We start from the raw sequence: 16,156 nt of genomic DNA on the forward strand, positions 1-16,156 counted from the left end.
TAATGAACCCGTAATGATAATGCTTAATCGCTGATCTAATGGAAATTATGAATAACTGGAATCAATTTTTAACCGCACAAGGCGCCCGTCCCGCCGCCACCGATGGCGCGCCTGACGGCACCGCCCCCATCGCCGCCGCCCCTATCCATGATTTCGGCCAGTCCCTGACAGTGCCCCAGCTGCAGGACGGTTTTGTCGCGGCCATCACGGACCAGGGCTTGATCGGCTTGACCGGCGACGATGCAGCCAGTTTCCTGCACGGCCAGCTGACCAACGACGTGGAGCACCTGAACCAGGAGCAAGTGCGCCTGGCCGGCTACTGCACGCCGAAGGGGCGCCTGCTGGCCAGTTTCCTGATGTGGCGCAACGCCACCACCATTTATCTGCAATTGCCGCGCGCCATACAGCCGGCGATTCAGAAGCGGCTGCAAATGTTCGTGCTGCGCGCCAAGGCCAAGCTGCACGATGCCTCTGCCGATGAGCCCAATCAAGTTGTCCTGGGCCTCGGCGGCCAAAAGGCCAGCGCGGCCCTGTCCGCCTGGTTCCCGGCGCTGCCCGCCACGCCGTTCAGCAAGCTGGACCACGCGCTGGGTACCCTGCTGCGCGTGGCCGATGCGTTCGGCGGCGCCCGCTATCAATGGCTGACGTCGGCCGCCACGGCGCAGAACGTGTGGCCGCAGTTGGCCGAAACTCTCGCCCAGGGCGGCAATGACGCCTGGCAATTGTCGGAAATCCACGCGGGCATCCCGCAGATCACGGCCGCCACGCAAGAGCAGTTCGTGCCGCAGATGGTCAACTTCGAGCTGCTGGGCGGCGTCAATTTCAAGAAAGGCTGCTACCCGGGCCAGGAAATCGTCGCGCGCAGCCAGTACTTGGGCAAGCTCAAACGCCGCACCACCCTCGTCAGCATTGCCGATCCCTCGGTGGTGGCCGGCGGCGAACTGTTCGCCGTCAGCGATCCCGACCAGCCTTGCGGCATGGTCGTCAACGCCGCACCGAACGGTGTGGGCGGCATCGACGCCCTCGTTGAAATGAAACTGGGGGCGATCGAAGAAGGTTCAAGCGCCGCCGGCGCCGTGCGCTACGGCTCGGCCCAGGGCGCTGCCGTGCAGTTCCTGCCCATGCCTTACGTGCTCGACGCACTCGACTTGTGAGAATGCCATGAAAGATCTGTACGTTTACTATCAGGTAAAAGAAGAGCACGCCCAGGCGCTGGAAGCCCGGGTCCGCGCCATGCAGGCGAAACTGGCGGCCGCGTCCGGCGTGGCGCCGCAACTGAAGCGCCGTCCTGACAGCAAGGATGGCTTGCAGACGTGGATGGAAATCTACCCCGTCGTCGGCGAAGGTTTTACGGAGCTGCTGGCCGACGCATCCGATGAAGCGGGCTTGCTGTCCCTGACGGCGGGCGCGCGCCATACGGAAGTGTTCATGGATTTGCCCCCATGTGCCTGATCGTTTTTGCCTGGAAAGTCAATCCGCACATCCCGCTGATTGCCGCCGCCAACCGCGATGAATTCTATGAACGCGCCAGCGCCCCCGCCGGCGCCTGGCCCGAGCACCCGCAAGTGTATGCGGGCCGCGACCTGCAGGCGGGCGGCAGCTGGATGGGCATCACCCAGTCCGGCGGCGGCAGCTCGCGCTTTGCCGCCATCACGAATATCCGCAGCCCGCAAGACCGCAACCCGGACGCTCCCTCGCGCGGCGCCCTGGTGGCCGACTATTTGGCTGGCAACATGTCGCCGCAAGACTACATCGCGCAAATCCGCCCCGGCTGCAAAGCCTACAACGGTTTCAATCTGGTGCTCGGTGACGCGGACACCCTGATCTGGTTTTCCAACCGGGGCGATGGCGATGCGCGCAACGGCCAGCCATTGGAGCCCGGCATCTACGGCCTGTCGAACGCCCTGCTCGACGCACCGTGGCCGAAGGTCTTGAAGACCAAGGCCCAGTTCGCCAGCCTGCTGTGCCAGGGCGCGCCCGACGAAGCGTATTTCGACATGCTGGCCGACACCACGCGCGCACCCGACTTCCGCTTGCCGGACACCGGCGTGCCGCTCGACCTCGAGCGCGTGCTGTCCGCCGTCTGCATCGAAACGCCGGGCTACGGCACGCGCACGTCCACCGTCGTCAAACTGTTCCAGGATTCTCCCGGGGAATTGCATGAGCTGGTGATACAGTAGGTCGGGGTAGGTCGGGTTAGCGCGCAAGCGCGTAAGCCGACAACACCACCACACTCAACCGGCATCACCGCCGTCCCCGATGTCGGATTACGCGCCCCTGCGGCGCGCTAATCCGACCTACGCAAGCTTCGCCTCGCTTCATCCAACACCCACGCCACATCCGCTCGCACAAAAAAGAAAGCGCTTGCGCAAGCGCTTTCTTTTGTTTACGATAGATTCAAACGCGGCGACACAGCCGCATCCAATCGCAGCACACAATAATAAAAAAACCATCAGGAGACACCATGGCCACCATGGAAGATGTAGCGCGGGCGGCGGACGTATCGCTGTCGACCGTTTCGCATGTACTCAACGGCACCCGCAAGGTCAGCCCGAAAACCGTCGCCGCAGTCAATGCGGCCATGCAGCAGATCGGCTACGTGCCGAACATGCTGGCGCGCGCCCTGGCCGGCTCTTCGTCGGGCACCATCGGCGTGGCCATTTCCGCCTTCACCAATCATTACTTCAGCGAAACCGTGCGCGCCATCGAGGCCGCTTGCACGCGCCATGGCCTGATGATGCTGTTTTCCGATACGCACGACGATCCCGAACAGGAATTGAAAGTCGTGCAGAACTTGCACCAGCGCCGCGTCGACGGCATCGTGCTGGCACCGTCCGGCGATCCGCACCACCGCACGCTCGACTATTTGACCAGTAACAAGATCGCTTCCGTGCTGGTCGACCGCATGTCGCCGCAGGCCTTCGACCAGGTGGGCGTGGAAAACATCGAAGCGACGGCCGAGCTAGTCAGCCATTTGATCACCGTCCACGGCCACCGCCGCATCGGCTTCATCGCGGGCGCGCCCGGCCTGTCCACGACGGACGAGCGTATCGCAGGCTACCGCCTGGCCTTGCAGCGCGCCAATATCGTTTTCGATCCCGAGCTGCTGCGCTCGGGCGACTCCAACCTCGAGCGCAGCGGCACGGCCACGCGCGAATTGCTGGCCCTGCCCGCCGGACAGCGTCCCACGGCCATCGTGGCCGGCAATAACCTGATGACCATCGGCACCATGCACGCATTGCGCGATGCGCACATTGCGGTGCCGCAAGACGTGTCCCTGGCCGGCTTCGATGATTTCGACTGGGCCGATTACTTCAGCCCCCGTTTGACCGTGATGGCGCAGCCGCTCGAAGAGCTGGGCGCCATGGCCGTCGACCTCTTGATCGACCGCATCGCCAATCCGGGCCGCACCCGGCACGTGCAGCGCTTGTCGCCGACCCTGCGCGTGCGCAATTCCTGCGGCTGCCCCTGACCTTTTACAGTACATCAACATGCATCCAGCCATTTCCCTCGGTATCGACCTCGGTACCTCCGAACTGAAAACCGTGCTGATGGACAGCGCGGGCACCGTGCGCGGCCAGGCGTCCGTACGCGTCGACACCAGCCGCCCGCAGCCGGGCTGGTCCGAACAAGCGCCGCAGGACTGGTGGGCCGCCTGCGTCAACGCCCTGGCCCAGCTGCGCGCCGGCTGGCCACAGGAATATGCGCAGATCGCCTGCATCGGCCTGTCGGGCCAGATGCATGGCGCCGTACTGCTCGACAACAACGACAACGTGATCCGTCCCGCCATCCTGTGGAACGATGCGCGCGCCGAAGCCGAAGCGGCTGCCATGGCGCGCGACTATCCCGCGTATGCGGACGTGACGGGCAGCCTGCCCATGGCGGGATTGACGGCGCCGAAACTGCTGTGGCTGCAAACGCACGAGCCTGACGCTTTCAATGCCATCGCCTGCCTGCTGTCGCCCAAGGATTACCTGCGCCTGCAATTGACTGGCAACAAGGTCACCGACATGTCCGACGCGGCCGGCACCCTGTGGCTGGACGAGGCCAAGCGTGCCTGGTTCGCCCCCATGCTGGCCGCCTGCGGCCTGGCGCCGGAACAGATGCCGGCCTTGGCCGAAGGCGATGCCGCCACGGGCATGGTGCTGGCCGCCGTCGCGGACAAGCTGGGCTTGCCGGCGGACGTGGTGGTGGCGGCCGGCGGCGGCGACAACCCCGTCTCGGCCGTGGGCATCGGCGCTGTCAACGGCGGCGACAGTTTCATTTCGCTGGGCACCAGCGCCGCCATCGTTTCCGTCACGGAACAGCCTTTGGGCAACCCGGCCGGCGGCGTACACAGCTTTTGCCACGCCCTGCCCGGCCGCTGGTATGCGATGGGCGCGATCCTGTCGGGCGCCAGCTGTTTGCGCTGGGCCACGGGCGTGCTGGGCCAGCCAGACGAGGCAGCCCTGCTGGCGCTGGTGGAAAGCGCCCTGCCCCTCGACGCCCCCATCGCGCCGTCCGCCCCCCTGTTTCTGCCCTATCTGTCGGGCGAGCGCACGCCGCACAACGACCCGCAAGTGCGCGGCGCCTTCCTGCAACTAGGCCACGACAGCACGCCGGCGCAGCTCGGCTACGCCGTGCTCGAAGGCGTGGCCTTTGCCTTGCGCGACGCCATGGCGGCCGTCACGTCGACGGGCGCCGTCGTTCCCCACTGCATGCTGGTGGGCGGCGGCGCGCGCAGCCAGTACTGGGCGCAATTGCTGGCCAATGTGCTGGGCCGCGAAATGCGCACCTTGCACAACAGCGAGCTGTCGGCCAGCCTGGGCGCGGCCAAGCTGGGCTTTGCCGCCTTCGGCCAGCGCCAGCTGCTGGCCACCAGCTTGCCCATCAAAAACACTTTCCTGCCCGATGCCGCGCACAGCGCAGCATTGAGCGTCCGTTACGGTCGCTACCGTAGCCTGTTTCCCGCCGTGCAAGCCTTGCACCAACTCAGCAAAGGATAAGCAGCAATGAATCAATTGCAACAACTGAAGCAACACAGCACCGTCGTCGCCGACACGGGCGACTTCCTGCAACTGGCGCGCTTCGCGCCGCAGGACGCCACCACCAATCCGTCGCTGATTTTGAAAGCCGTGCTGCAGCCCGATTACGCGCCATTGCTGGAAAGCACGGTCGCCGCCCACAAGCATGCGTCGCTGGACGACATCGTCGACCAGGTGCTGGTGCGCTTCGGCCTGGAAATTTTGAAGGTCGTGCCGGGCCGTGTATCGACGGAAGTCGATGCCCGTTTGAGCTTTGACCGCGACGCCACCGTCGCCCGCGGACGCCGCCTGATCGCCCTGTACGAAGAAGCCGGCATCGAACGCGAGCGCGTGCTGATCAAGGTCGCCGCCACCTGGGAAGGCATCCAGGCGGCGCACGAGCTGGAAAAAGACGGCATCTTTTGCAACCTGACCCTGCTGTTCGCATTTTGCCAGGCCGTCGCCTGCGCCGACGCGAAAGTGCGCCTGATTTCGCCATTCGTGGGCCGTATCTACGACTGGCACAAGAAATCGATGGGCGCGGCATGGGATGAAGCGGCGCGCAGCCTGTCCAACGATCCGGGTGTACAGTCGGTCACGCGCATCTTCAATTACTACAAACAACATGGCATCGCCACGCAAGTGATGGGCGCCAGCTTCCGCAACGTGGGCCAGATCACGGCCCTGTCCGGCTGCGACTTGCTGACCATCAGCCCCGACTTGCTGGCCAAGCTGGAAGCGCTTGACGCCCCGTTCGAGCGCGCCCTGGGCGCCGACCTGGGCGCGGCGCAGCCGGCCGTCACGTATGACGAGGCCGCTTTCCGCTATGCCTTGAACGACGATGCGATGGCAACAGAGAAACTTGCCGAAGGCATCCGCGGCTTTGCCGTCGATGCGGGCAAGCTGGACGCCATGATCGAGAAATTACGCAATCAATAAGTTTCACCGTAGCACCGTTTGTTTTTCACAATAAAACCCTTGGAGATCCTCATGAAAAAAGTCATTACCGCCTCCCTGCTGCTGTCCGCCGCCTGCGGCGCTTTCGCCGCCGACAAACCGCTGAAATCGATCGGCGTCAGCGTGGGCGACCTGGCCAACCCGTTTTTTGTCGCCATCGGCCGCGGCGCGGAAGAAAGCGCGAAAAAACTGGGCGGTCCTGGCGTGAAAGTCACCACGGTGTCCAGCAAGTATGACCTGAACACCCAGGTGGACCAGATCGAGAACTTTATTGCCAATAAAACCGACATCATCATCCTGAACGCCGTCGATTCCAAGGGCATCGCACCGGCCATCAAGAAAGCGCGCAATGCTGGCGTGGTGGTGATCGCCGTCGACGTGGGCGCCGTGGGCGCGTCGGCCACCGTGATGTCCGACAACACCATGGCTGGCGACGTCTCGTGCGCCTACCTGGCCAAGCAGATCGGCGGCAAGGGCAATGTCGTGATCCTGAACGGCCCGCCGGTCACGTCCGTGATCGACCGCGTCAACGGCTGCAAGAAAACCCTGGCCGCGTTCAAGGATATCAAGATCCTGTCCGACAACCAGAACGCCGGCGGCAGCCGCGACGGCGGCATGACCGTGATGTCGAACCTGCTGACGGCCCATCCGAAGATCGACGGCGTGTTCGCCATCAATGACCCGACGGGCATCGGCGCCGAACTGGCGATCAAGCAATCGAAGCGCACGGACGTCAAACTGATCACGGCCGTCGATGGCGCGCCCGATGGCCAGAACGCCCTGAAAAACAAGGCCGGCCTGTTTGCCGCCACCTCGGCGCAAAACCCGTACCGCATGGCGACCGACGCCGTGCAGATGGGCTACGACATCATGAACGGCCGCACGCCGAAACAAACGATGGTGCTGTTGCCGACCCCGGCCATCACCAAGGAAAACGTGGCCACCTACACGGGCTGGGTAAAGAACTGATCTGCCTGACCTGAACCACGTGTTGCCCGCCCCGGCCCCGGCCCAAGGGCGGGCAACAGTTTCAAAAGCAAGGAAGGACAGTCATGAGCGACAATATTATTTTTGAAATGCGCGGCATCGAGAAGCGCTTTGGCGCCACGCGCGCGCTGCGCGGCGTGCACCTGACGGTGCGCAGCGGCGAAATCCATGCCGTGATGGGCGAGAACGGCGCCGGCAAGAGCACCCTGATGAAAATCCTCTCGGGCGTGTACACGCCGGACGCGGGCGAGATCATCCTCGACGGCAAGCCCATCCGCATCCGCAACCCGGGCGAGGCACGCGCGCTGGGCATCAACCTGATCTACCAGGAATTGAGCGTGGCCAAGAACATGACGGTGGCGCAGAACGTCTTCATGGGCAGCGAGCCGAAGGGACCGTTCTTTACCGTCAAGGCCGGCGAAATGCGCGCGCGCACGAACGCCATCCTGGCCGACCTCGGTTCCCGCTTCGACGCCGACACCATGGTGTCGACCCTGTCGATCGCCGAGCAGCAGCAGGTGGAAATCGCCCGCGCCCTCGTGCACGAAAGCCGCATCCTGATCATGGACGAGCCCACTGCCGCCCTGTCCGACCGGGAAACAGAACAATTGTTCCGCATCATCGAAGAACAGCGCGACAAGGGCCTGGCCGTGCTCTACATCAGCCACCGCATGGCCGAGGTGGAGCGCCTGGCGCGCCGCATCACGGTGCTGCGCGACGGCGCCTACGTGGGCGAGCTGGGCAAGGATGAGCTGGATCAAAAGAAAGTCGTGCAAATGATGGTGGGCCGCCCCGCCGACGACTTTTATTCGCACCAGCGGCGCACCACGCGCGGCGCCGAACGCTTGCGCGTGGACAAGGTGGGCGGGGGCAAGGTCAAGCCGGCCTCGTTCGCCCTGCATGCGGGCGAAGTGACGGGACTGGCCGGCCTCGTCGGCGCAGGCCGCACGGAACTGGCGCGCCTGATCTTTGGCGCCGACAAGAAACAAACGGGCCAAGTGTGGCTCGACGGCCAGGAAGTGCATATCCACCGGCCGCTGGCGGCCATCCGCCACGGCATCGGCTACCTGCCCGAGGATCGCAAGAGCCTGGGCCTGTTCATGCAATTGTCGGCCATGGAAAACATGTCGATGAATATCCTGTCCAAGCATGCGACGGCGGGCGTCGTCAACCGTGGCGCCCTGACCCAGCTCACGCGCGAGGCGATCAGCAACCTCAACGTGAAAGTGTCGGGACCGGACGGCATCGTTGGCGGATTGTCCGGCGGCAACCAGCAGAAAGTCTTGCTGGCGCGCTGGCTGGCCATCGCGCCGAAGGTGCTGATCCTCGACGAGCCGACACGGGGCGTGGACGTGGGCGCGAAGAGCGAAATCTACAAGATCATCCACCAGCTGGCGGATGCGGGCACGGCCGTGCTGTGTATTTCCAGCGAACTGGCCGAACTGGTCGGCATCTGCGACCGCGTGATGGTGATGTGCGAAGGACGCCTGACGGGCGAAGTGACGGGCGACGACATCACGCAGGAAAACATCCTTGCTTACGCCACCCAGTTGGAAGCGGCATAAAAATACGCATTAGCATAATTATTCAGGAGAATTAACATGACAACGAGTACCACCAGCGGCGCGGCGCGCGCCGGCGAACCCTTCAATGCCTCGAACCTGATGCGCCGCCTGGGCATGCTGCCCGTGCTGGTGGTGCTCTACCTGGCCATGTACGGCCTGACCGTGTACTTCTCGGCCGACGGCACGTCCACGTTCATGACCAGCACCAACACCATGAACATCTTCCGCCAGGTGTCGATCAATATCGTGCTGGCGTCCGGCATGACCTTCGTCATTCTGACCAGCGGCATTGACCTGTCCGTCGGCTCCGTGCTGGCCGTCTCGGCCGTGGCAGGCATGCTGATGTCCTTGTCGGCGCAGTTCGCCGGCTTCTCGATTCCCGCCTTCCTCATCGTCGGCCTGCTGCTGGGCGCGCTGAACGGCGTGCTCGTCGCCCTCGTCGGCCTGAACCCCTTCGTCGTGACCCTGGGCACCATGACTGCCCTGCGCGGCGCGGCCTACCTGCTGGCGGACGGCACCAGCGTGCTGAACACGGAAATCCCCAGCTTCGAATGGATGGGTAACGGCAGCTTCCTGGCCGTGCCCTGGCTGATCTGGCTGGCCGCCGCCGTCGTGCTGCTGACTTGGTTCATCCTGCGCAAGACCACCCTGGGCCTGCATATCTACGCCGTCGGCGGCAATATCCAGGCAGCCCGCCTGACGGGTATCAAGGTCGGCCTCGTGCTGATGTTTGTCTACACGATCAGCGGCCTGTTCGCCGGTTTGGGCGGCGCCATGTCGGCCAGCCGTCTGTATGCGGCCAACGGCAACTGGGGCACGGGCTATGAACTTGATGCGATCGCGGCCGTCGTGCTGGGCGGCACGAGCCTGATGGGCGGCGTCGGTTCCGTCTGGGGCACCGTCATCGGCGCCCTGATCATCGGCGTGATGAACAACGGCTTGACGATCCTGGGACTGTCGTCGTTCTGGCAGTACGTGGCGAAAGGCGTCGTGATCGTGCTGGCCGTGATCCTCGACAAATGGCGCCAGTCGCACGCGCAGAACTGATTGTGACGTGGTGTGTCGGGTTACGCGCTTTGCGCTAACCCGACCTACCATAGACGTAACAGGTCGGCGTAGGTCGGATTAGGCCGCAGGCCGTAATCCGACAACACCCTAGAACACCAGCCGCATCTCCACATGCGCAATCCCCACCTCTTCAAATTGTTCCCCCTGCTGCACGAAACCGTGGCGCGCATAGAATGGCGCGGCCACGGTTTGCGCGTTCAAGACCACCGCCTTGTCGCCCCGCTCGCGGGCTTTCTCCATCAACAATCGCAGGATGGCACCGCCCACGCCCGTGCCGCGGCCCGGCTGACGCACGGCCATGCGGCCGACGTGGCCGTCCGGCAATAGCCGGCCCGTGCCGATGGCGTTGCCGGCGGCGTCATAGGCAACGGCGTGCAGGCAGACGGCGTCCATGTCGTCGAGTTCGATCTCGGCCGGCACTTTCTGTTCATCGACGAAGACTTCAAAACGGATGGCGGTGGCGTCAGGGCCCAGGGTGGCCCAGTCGCCGAGGCGGATGGTGTGCTTGGTCATGGTGTAATGTAGAAAGAGACAGGCCGTTATTGTCGCACGACCTGCCTTTCCGCAGAGAGATCAGCTGAGCTTGACCAGCTGCTTGCCGAAGTTACGGCCTTTCAACAGGCCGATGAAGGCCTCGGGCGCGCTGGCCAGGCCTTCGGCCACGGATTCGCGGAATTTCAGCTTGCCCGTCGCCACCAGGGAGCCCAGTTCCGCCAGTCCCTGCGGCCAGAATTCCGGCTGCTCCGACACGATGAAACCGCGCACGGTCAGGCGGTTGGTGAGGATCAGGCGCGCATTGTCGAGCGGCGTCGGTTCGCCGTTGTAGCCGGCGATCCAGCCGCACACGGCCACGCGGCCAAACGCGTTGGTGCGCGCCAGGGCCGCGTCAAAAATGGCGCCGCCCACGTTTTCAAAGATGGCGTCGATGCCGTCCGGCGTGGCCGCCGCCAAATCGGCCTCAAGATTGCCCGCCTTGTAATCGACACAGGCGTCGAAACCCAGTTCCTCGACGACATAGCGGCATTTTTCCGCCCCGCCCGCGATACCGACGACACGGCAGCCTTTCAATTTCGCCAGCTGGCCCACGACGCTGCCCACGGCACCGCTGGCAGCCGACACCACCACCGTTTCACCCGTTTTCGGCGCCATGATCTGGTTCAAGCCATACCAGGCCGTCATGCCTGGCATGCCGACGGAACCCAGGTAGGCAGAAGCCGGGATGTGCGTCGTATCGACCTTGCGCAGCATCGTGCCGTCCGACACGGCCACTTCCGTCCAGCCCAGGGTCCCCACGACCATGTCGCCCACGGCGAACTTCGGATGCTTCGATTCGAGCACCACGCCCACCGTGCCGCCTATCATGGTTTCATCAAGCGCCTGCGGCGCCGCATAGCTTTTATTGGCACTCATGCGCCCGCGCATGTAAGGGTCGAGCGACAGGTAGTGGTTACGCACCAGCAACTGGCCATCCGTGATGGCGGGAATCTCTTGAGTTTCCAGACGAAAATGTGCCGGCTGCACTTCCTCATTAGAGGCGGGGCGCGAGGCGAGGACGATGCGTTGGTAGGTGGTCATGAATGCTCCTTATCTGACGAACAATCTAAACCCCAGAGCAAAGACCGGGGTCAGACCCTCAGGGTCTGACCCCAGCCCTTCGCTTGGGGTCACTCAATCATTAAATCTCATAATCCATGCACTGCCGCGCTTCCCGCACGGCCCCAAAAAACGGCTTGATTTTCACGTGCTCGGGATGGTTCTGGTAAGCGTCAAGCGCTTCGCGGCTGACGAATTCGCTGTACAGGACGATGTCGTAGGTCGCTTCCAGGCCCGGCTGGGCCACGGCCGCTTCGAATTTCAGGATGCCGGGCACGAGGCCGGAACAGGAATCGAGCAAGGCTTTCAGTTTCAACGCATTCGTGGCGCGGTCGGCGCCTTCGGCGTGGTCTTTGAGTTTCCAGAAAACGATGTGCTTGATCATGGTGGCGAGCTGCTTGTTTATTAATGAAGCATTACTGTAACCGCTATCGGCGCGTCTTGCAGGAACGGGGCGCGCCATGCAAGCGGGCGGCCCTGGAAGCCGCCCGCAGACTGGGTCACGCAAACATCACAGCACTTCGAACAGCCCCGCCGCGCCCTGCCCGCCGCCGATGCACATGGTCACGACCACGTATTTGACGCCGCGGCGCTTGCCTTCGATCAAGGCATGGCCCGTCAGGCGGGCGCCCGACACGCCGTACGGGTGGCCGACGGCGATCGCGCCGCCGTTGACGTTCAGGCGGTCCATGGGGATGCCCAGCGTGTCGGCGCAGTACAGCACTTGCACGGCAAATGCCTCGTTGAGTTCCCACAGGCCGATGTCGGCCACCGTCAAGCCCGCCTTTTTCAGCAGTTTCGGAATGGCAAACACGGGGCCGATGCCCATTTCATCGGGTTCGCAGCCGGCCACGGCAAAGCCGCGGAAGATGCCCAGCGGCTGCAAGCCTTTCGCTTCGGCCACTTTCGCGTTCATGACGATGGCCATGGACGCGCCGTCGGAAAACTGGCTGGCATTGCCCGCGCTGATGACGCCGCCAGGCACGGCCGGGCGGATCTTCGCCACGCCGTCGTAGGTCGTGTCGGCGCGGATGCCTTCGTCGGCGGCAATCGTCACCTCGCGCGATACCAGCATGCCGCTGGCCTTGTCGGCCACGCCCATGGTGGTGGTCATCGGCACGATTTCCGCGTCGAACAGGCCGGCAGCCTGGGCGCTTGCTGCACGCTGCTGGCTTTGCGCGCCATAGGCATCCTGGCGCTCGCGCGAGATCTGGTAGCGCTTGGCGACGGTTTCGGCCGTCTGCAGCATGGGCCAGTACAGTTCCGGCTTGTGCTGCTGCAGCCAGACTTCGCGGTACATATGCGTATTCATTTCGTTTTGCACACAGGAAATCGATTCCACGCCGCCGGCCGCATAGATATCGCCTTCGCCGGCGATGATGCGCTGCGCCGCCAGGGCGATGGCCTGCAAGCCCGACGAGCAGAAACGGTTGACGGTCATGCCGGCCGTCGTGACGGGACAGCCGCCGCGCAAGGCTACCTGGCGCGCGATATTGCCGCCCGTCGCGCCTTCGGGAAAGGCGCAGCCGACCAGCACGTCTTCCACTTCCTCCGCCTCGATGCGCGCGCGCTCGACGGCGGCCGCCAGCACGTGGCCGCCCATGGTAGCGCCATGCGTCATGTTGAACGCCCCCTTCCAGGACTTGGCCAGGCCCGTGCGGGCGGTCGATACGATGACGGCTTCATTCATGCTGTGTCTCCTTGTGGGAATATTTATTGGGGGGTATCTGCGGAATGAGAATAGCACATTTAAGTACGGTCGTTCGCAAAGTTGCAATGCTCGCCGATTTGTAAGCTTGGTGTAAGTTTGAAGCAAGCATGACGTAAGGTTCGGAGAACACACTCGGCTCCAGCTGTTGCAAGAATGGTCAAAAAGACCGCGGCAATGGTTCACTATAAAACATAGGGAGACAAACCATGGCATCATCATCCGGCTCGGCCGACGTACGGAAAATTTCCACCAAGGGAACGCCGATTACGCCCGAGGAACGCAAGGTCATCTTTGCGTCCTCGCTCGGCACCGTCTTTGAATGGTACGATTTTTATCTGTACGGTTCGCTCGCTTCCATCATCGCCAAGCAGTTCTTCATCGGCGACCCCACCACCACCTTCATCTTCGCGCTGCTGGCCTTTGCCGCCGGCTTCATCGTGCGTCCATTCGGCGCGCTGGTCTTTGGCCGCCTGGGCGACATGATCGGCCGCAAGTACACCTTCCTGATCACCATTCTGATCATGGGCGGTTCCACCTTCATCGTCGGCTTGCTGCCGGGACATGCCTCCATCGGCATCGCCGCACCGATCATCCTCGTCATCCTGCGCATCCTGCAAGGCCTGGCGCTGGGCGGCGAATACGGCGGCGCGGCCACCTACGTGGCCGAACATGCGCCTGAAGGCAAGCGCGGCGCGTTCACGGCGTGGATACAGACGACGGCCACCCTGGGCTTCTTCCTGTCGCTGATGGTCATCCTGGGCACCCGCCTGGCGACGGGCGAGAAAGAGTTCGAAGCCTGGGGCTGGCGCGTGCCCTTCCTCGTCTCCGTCATCCTGCTGGGTATTTCCGTGTGGATCCGCCTGGCCATGAATGAATCGCCGGCGTTTGCCAAGATGAAAGCCGAAGGCAAGACTTCGAAGGCGCCGTTGACGGAAGCGTTCGGCAAGTGGAAAAACCTGAAGATCGTCATCCTGGCCCTGATCGGCCTGACCGCCGGCCAGGCCGTCGTCTGGTACACGGGCCAGTTCTATGCCCTGTTCTTCATGATCCAGACCCTGAAAGTGGACCTGGCAACGGCCAACGTGCTCGTCGCCATCGCCCTGCTGCTGGCCACGCCGTTCTTCCTGTTCTTCGGCAGCCTGTCCGACCGCATCGGCCGCAAGTACATCATCCTCGGCGGCTGCCTGATCGCCGCGGCAACCTACTTCCCCATCTTCAACGGCCTGACCCACTTCGCCAACCCGCAGCTGGAAGCGGCGCTGAAGAACTCGCCAGTGGTGGTCGTGGCCGATCCCGCTTCCTGCCACTTCCAGTTCAACATGACGGGCACGAAGAAGTTCCCATCGTCGTGCGACATCGCCACCGGCTTCCTGTCGAACAGCTCGGTCAACTACACGAAGGAAGACGCGCCGGCCGGCAGCATCGCCAAGGTACGCATCGGTACGAAGGAATTTACGTCGTTTAACGCCGTCATGACACCGGACGGCCTGAACTTCGATGCGGACAGCAAGGCCCACGAAGCGGCGCTGAAGAAAGAACTGGGCGCCGGCATCAAGGAAGCGGGCTATCCTGCCAAGGCCGCCCCCGAGCAGATCAACAAGCCGATGGTCGTGCTGCTGCTGTTCATCCTGGTGCTGTACGTGACCATGGTGTATGGTCCGATCGCCGCCATGCTGGTGGAAATGTTCCCGACCCGCATCCGTTACACCTCGATGTCCCTGCCCTACCATATCGGTAACGGCTGGTTCGGCGGCTTGCTGCCAACCACGGCCTTCGCGCTGGTGGCCTTCAAGGGCGACATCTATTATGGCCTCTGGTATCCGATCGTCGTCGCCCTGGCGACGGTCGTGATCGGCACCCTGTTCGTCAAGGAAACCAAGGACAACAATATCTACGCCGACGACTGATCCGATGAAGCCCCGGCCTCAAGACCGGGGCCCGCAAAGCAAAACGCCGCTGACTGCTCAGCGGCGTTTTTTTTATACTGCGGCGAGCTTATTTGTCGCTCTTGCCCTTTTTCAGCTGGTCGCGCTGCTGCACGTATTCCTGGTAGCTGGTCTGGTTGCGCTTGCGGCAGGCATTGCGGTCGTCGAAATTATTGAGGCTGTTGCAATACTCGCCGATCTTGTCCCGGTTCGCGTCATACAGTACTTCGCAGCCGGTCATCGCCAGCAAGAAGGGAACGATCAGATATTTCATTGCTACTCTCATGGATAGGAACGGATTGCGCGAAAAAACACCAGATTGCCCGCAGGATAAGCAGGCAGCTTTATCTTAACGCGATCCCGGCGAAAAGTACAAGCGCTCGGTATTACTAAATAGAAAGGATTGCCGGCGCAACGAGCTCAACGCCGGCCTCCTCGCCGAGCAGCGGATTGTCCGCCGCGAACGCCGCCAGGTGCTCGAGCAGCACGCGCACGCGGGCCGGCAGGTAGCGCCGCTGCGTCCATACGGCGTACACGTGGCGCGGCTGCGGCATCCAGTCGGGCAAGACGCGCACGAGGCTGCCACTGGCCACTTCGTCGCGGCATTGCAGAAGCGGACACAACAGGATGCCGATGCCCGCGTCGGCCATCTCCACGGCCAGGCGCATTTCGTTGACGCGCAGGCGCGCCTGCGGTTCGATCACCATTTCGGCGCCGTCGCCGGGCCGGCGCAAGCGCCAGGTGCGCAGCGGCTCGGCCACGATCAGCTCGTGCTGTTCCAATTCCTGCAAGTCGCGCGGCACGCCGGCGCGCGCCAGGTAGCCGGGCGCGGCCACCATCACCAGCGAAGCGCTGCCCAACCGGCGCTGCATCAGCGAGGAATCGTCGAGCGCGCCCACGCGGATGGCCAGGTCGGCGCCGCTGCCCACGAGGTCTTGCAGCAGGTTCGACAGTTCCAGCTCGAGGCGGATGTCCGGGTACTTCTGCATGAAGCTGACCCAGGCCGGCGTCAGCAAGCCGCTGGCAAAGTTGACGGGCGCCAGCACGCGGATGCTGCCCGAGACGGCCGACAGGCTGGCGTCGAGCTGCTGCGTCGCCTGCCGCAGGGCGTGCACGAGGGGCCGGCACTGCTCGTAGTATTGCCAGCCTTCCGCCGTCGGCTGCAGGCGGCGCGCGCTGCGGTTGAGCAAGCGGTAGCCGAGCTGGCTTTCCAGCTTCTGCAGCCGGCGCGTGACGGTCGCGGCGGGCAAGTCTTCCTTGACGGCCGCCGCATGCAGGCTGCCCGCCTCGACAATGGCAACAAATAAGGCTAAATCGTCGAGCATGATTGCATTTTCGGAATTTGAA

At 63.5% G+C, this 16,156-nt stretch carries 16 protein-coding genes; 10 read left to right on the forward strand and 6 right to left on the reverse strand.

The annotated features are described in order from the left end of the window. Positions 1 to 38 precede the first annotated feature (38 nt). The 9 genes from ygfZ to CLU90_RS05455 all read left to right on the forward strand — a co-directional run bounded on the left by ygfZ (position 39) and on the right by CLU90_RS05455 (position 9,559). The gene (gene ygfZ / locus CLU90_RS05415) at positions 39 to 1,154 is read left to right on the forward strand and encodes a CAF17-like 4Fe-4S cluster assembly/insertion protein YgfZ (RefSeq protein ID WP_100427382.1); all 1,116 of its coding nucleotides are present in this window, start codon (positions 39 to 41) and stop codon (positions 1,152 to 1,154) included. A 7-nt stretch (positions 1,155 to 1,161) separates the two neighbouring features. Beyond that, positions 1,162 to 1,452 (forward strand): DUF4936 family protein, encoded by a 291-nt coding sequence (locus tag CLU90_RS05420; RefSeq protein ID WP_100427383.1) that lies wholly within the window; start codon positions 1,162 to 1,164, stop codon positions 1,450 to 1,452. Then, entirely contained in the window at positions 1,443 to 2,180 is a 738-nt protein-coding gene (locus CLU90_RS05425) for an NRDE family protein (protein ID WP_092708586.1), read from the forward strand. Before CLU90_RS05420 ends, CLU90_RS05425 begins: the two co-directional genes overlap by 10 nt. A gap of 284 nt (positions 2,181 to 2,464) precedes the next feature. Further along, complete coding sequence (locus tag CLU90_RS05430) at positions 2,465 to 3,472, forward strand: LacI family DNA-binding transcriptional regulator (RefSeq protein WP_100427384.1); 1,008 nt, start codon at positions 2,465 to 2,467, stop codon at positions 3,470 to 3,472. A 31-nt stretch (positions 3,473 to 3,503) separates the two neighbouring features. After that, positions 3,504 to 4,985: a xylulokinase gene (gene xylB, locus CLU90_RS05435; protein WP_198511292.1), complete on the forward strand. Its 1,482-nt coding sequence runs from the start codon at positions 3,504 to 3,506 to the stop codon at positions 4,983 to 4,985. 6 nt (positions 4,986 to 4,991) lie between these two features. Beyond that, on the forward strand, positions 4,992 to 5,942 hold the full coding sequence (gene tal, locus CLU90_RS05440; protein ID WP_100427386.1) for a transaldolase: 951 nt from the start codon (positions 4,992 to 4,994) through the stop codon (positions 5,940 to 5,942). A gap of 51 nt (positions 5,943 to 5,993) precedes the next feature. Next, on the forward strand, positions 5,994 to 6,929 hold the full coding sequence (locus CLU90_RS05445) for an ABC transporter substrate-binding protein (RefSeq protein ID WP_077404737.1): 936 nt from the start codon (positions 5,994 to 5,996) through the stop codon (positions 6,927 to 6,929). Positions 6,930 to 7,012: 83 nt separating this feature from the next. Continuing rightward, entirely contained in the window at positions 7,013 to 8,512 is a 1,500-nt protein-coding gene (locus CLU90_RS05450; protein WP_100427387.1) for a sugar ABC transporter ATP-binding protein, read from the forward strand. 36 nt (positions 8,513 to 8,548) lie between these two features. After that, complete coding sequence (locus CLU90_RS05455) at positions 8,549 to 9,559, forward strand: ABC transporter permease subunit (RefSeq protein WP_092708602.1); 1,011 nt, start codon at positions 8,549 to 8,551, stop codon at positions 9,557 to 9,559. 108 nt (positions 9,560 to 9,667) lie between these two features. Here CLU90_RS05455 and CLU90_RS05460 read toward each other — a convergent pair whose 3' ends face one another. From CLU90_RS05460 to CLU90_RS05475, 4 genes are all read right to left on the reverse strand, one after another. Then, positions 9,668 to 10,093 carry a GNAT family N-acetyltransferase gene (locus CLU90_RS05460; RefSeq protein ID WP_100427388.1) on the reverse strand — a complete coding sequence of 142 codons (426 nt, stop codon included), beginning with the start codon at positions 10,091 to 10,093 and terminating at the stop codon, positions 9,668 to 9,670. Positions 10,094 to 10,153: 60 nt separating this feature from the next. Further along, positions 10,154 to 11,155 (reverse strand): NADP-dependent oxidoreductase, encoded by a 1,002-nt coding sequence (locus CLU90_RS05465; RefSeq protein ID WP_092708609.1) that lies wholly within the window; start codon positions 11,153 to 11,155, stop codon positions 10,154 to 10,156. A 100-nt stretch (positions 11,156 to 11,255) separates the two neighbouring features. Then, positions 11,256 to 11,558: a Dabb family protein gene (locus tag CLU90_RS05470; RefSeq protein ID WP_100427389.1), complete on the reverse strand. Its 303-nt coding sequence runs from the start codon at positions 11,556 to 11,558 to the stop codon at positions 11,256 to 11,258. 126 nt (positions 11,559 to 11,684) lie between these two features. Further along, a complete protein-coding gene (locus CLU90_RS05475) occupies positions 11,685 to 12,863 on the reverse strand; it encodes an acetyl-CoA C-acyltransferase (RefSeq protein WP_092708615.1) in 1,179 nt (392 codons plus the stop codon). Between the two features lie 227 nt (positions 12,864 to 13,090). On the opposite strand from CLU90_RS05475, the gene CLU90_RS05480 reads away from it, so the two are divergent. Next, positions 13,091 to 14,791 (forward strand): MFS transporter, encoded by a 1,701-nt coding sequence (locus tag CLU90_RS05480; protein WP_092708618.1) that lies wholly within the window; start codon positions 13,091 to 13,093, stop codon positions 14,789 to 14,791. Between the two features lie 88 nt (positions 14,792 to 14,879). Here the strand turns inward: CLU90_RS05480 and CLU90_RS05485 are convergent, their stop codons facing one another. Both CLU90_RS05485 and CLU90_RS05490 read right to left on the reverse strand, forming a co-directional pair. Further along, positions 14,880 to 15,083, reverse strand: a complete 204-nt coding sequence (locus tag CLU90_RS05485) for a hypothetical protein (RefSeq protein ID WP_070302494.1) — start codon at positions 15,081 to 15,083, stop codon at positions 14,880 to 14,882. A gap of 115 nt (positions 15,084 to 15,198) precedes the next feature. Further along, positions 15,199 to 16,134 (reverse strand): LysR family transcriptional regulator, encoded by a 936-nt coding sequence (locus tag CLU90_RS05490; protein ID WP_100427390.1) that lies wholly within the window; start codon positions 16,132 to 16,134, stop codon positions 15,199 to 15,201. Between the last annotated feature and the right edge of the window lie 22 nt (positions 16,135 to 16,156).

This window comes from Janthinobacterium sp. 67, from assembly GCF_002797895.1.
GTDB lineage: Bacteria > Pseudomonadota > Gammaproteobacteria > Burkholderiales > Burkholderiaceae_D > Janthinobacterium.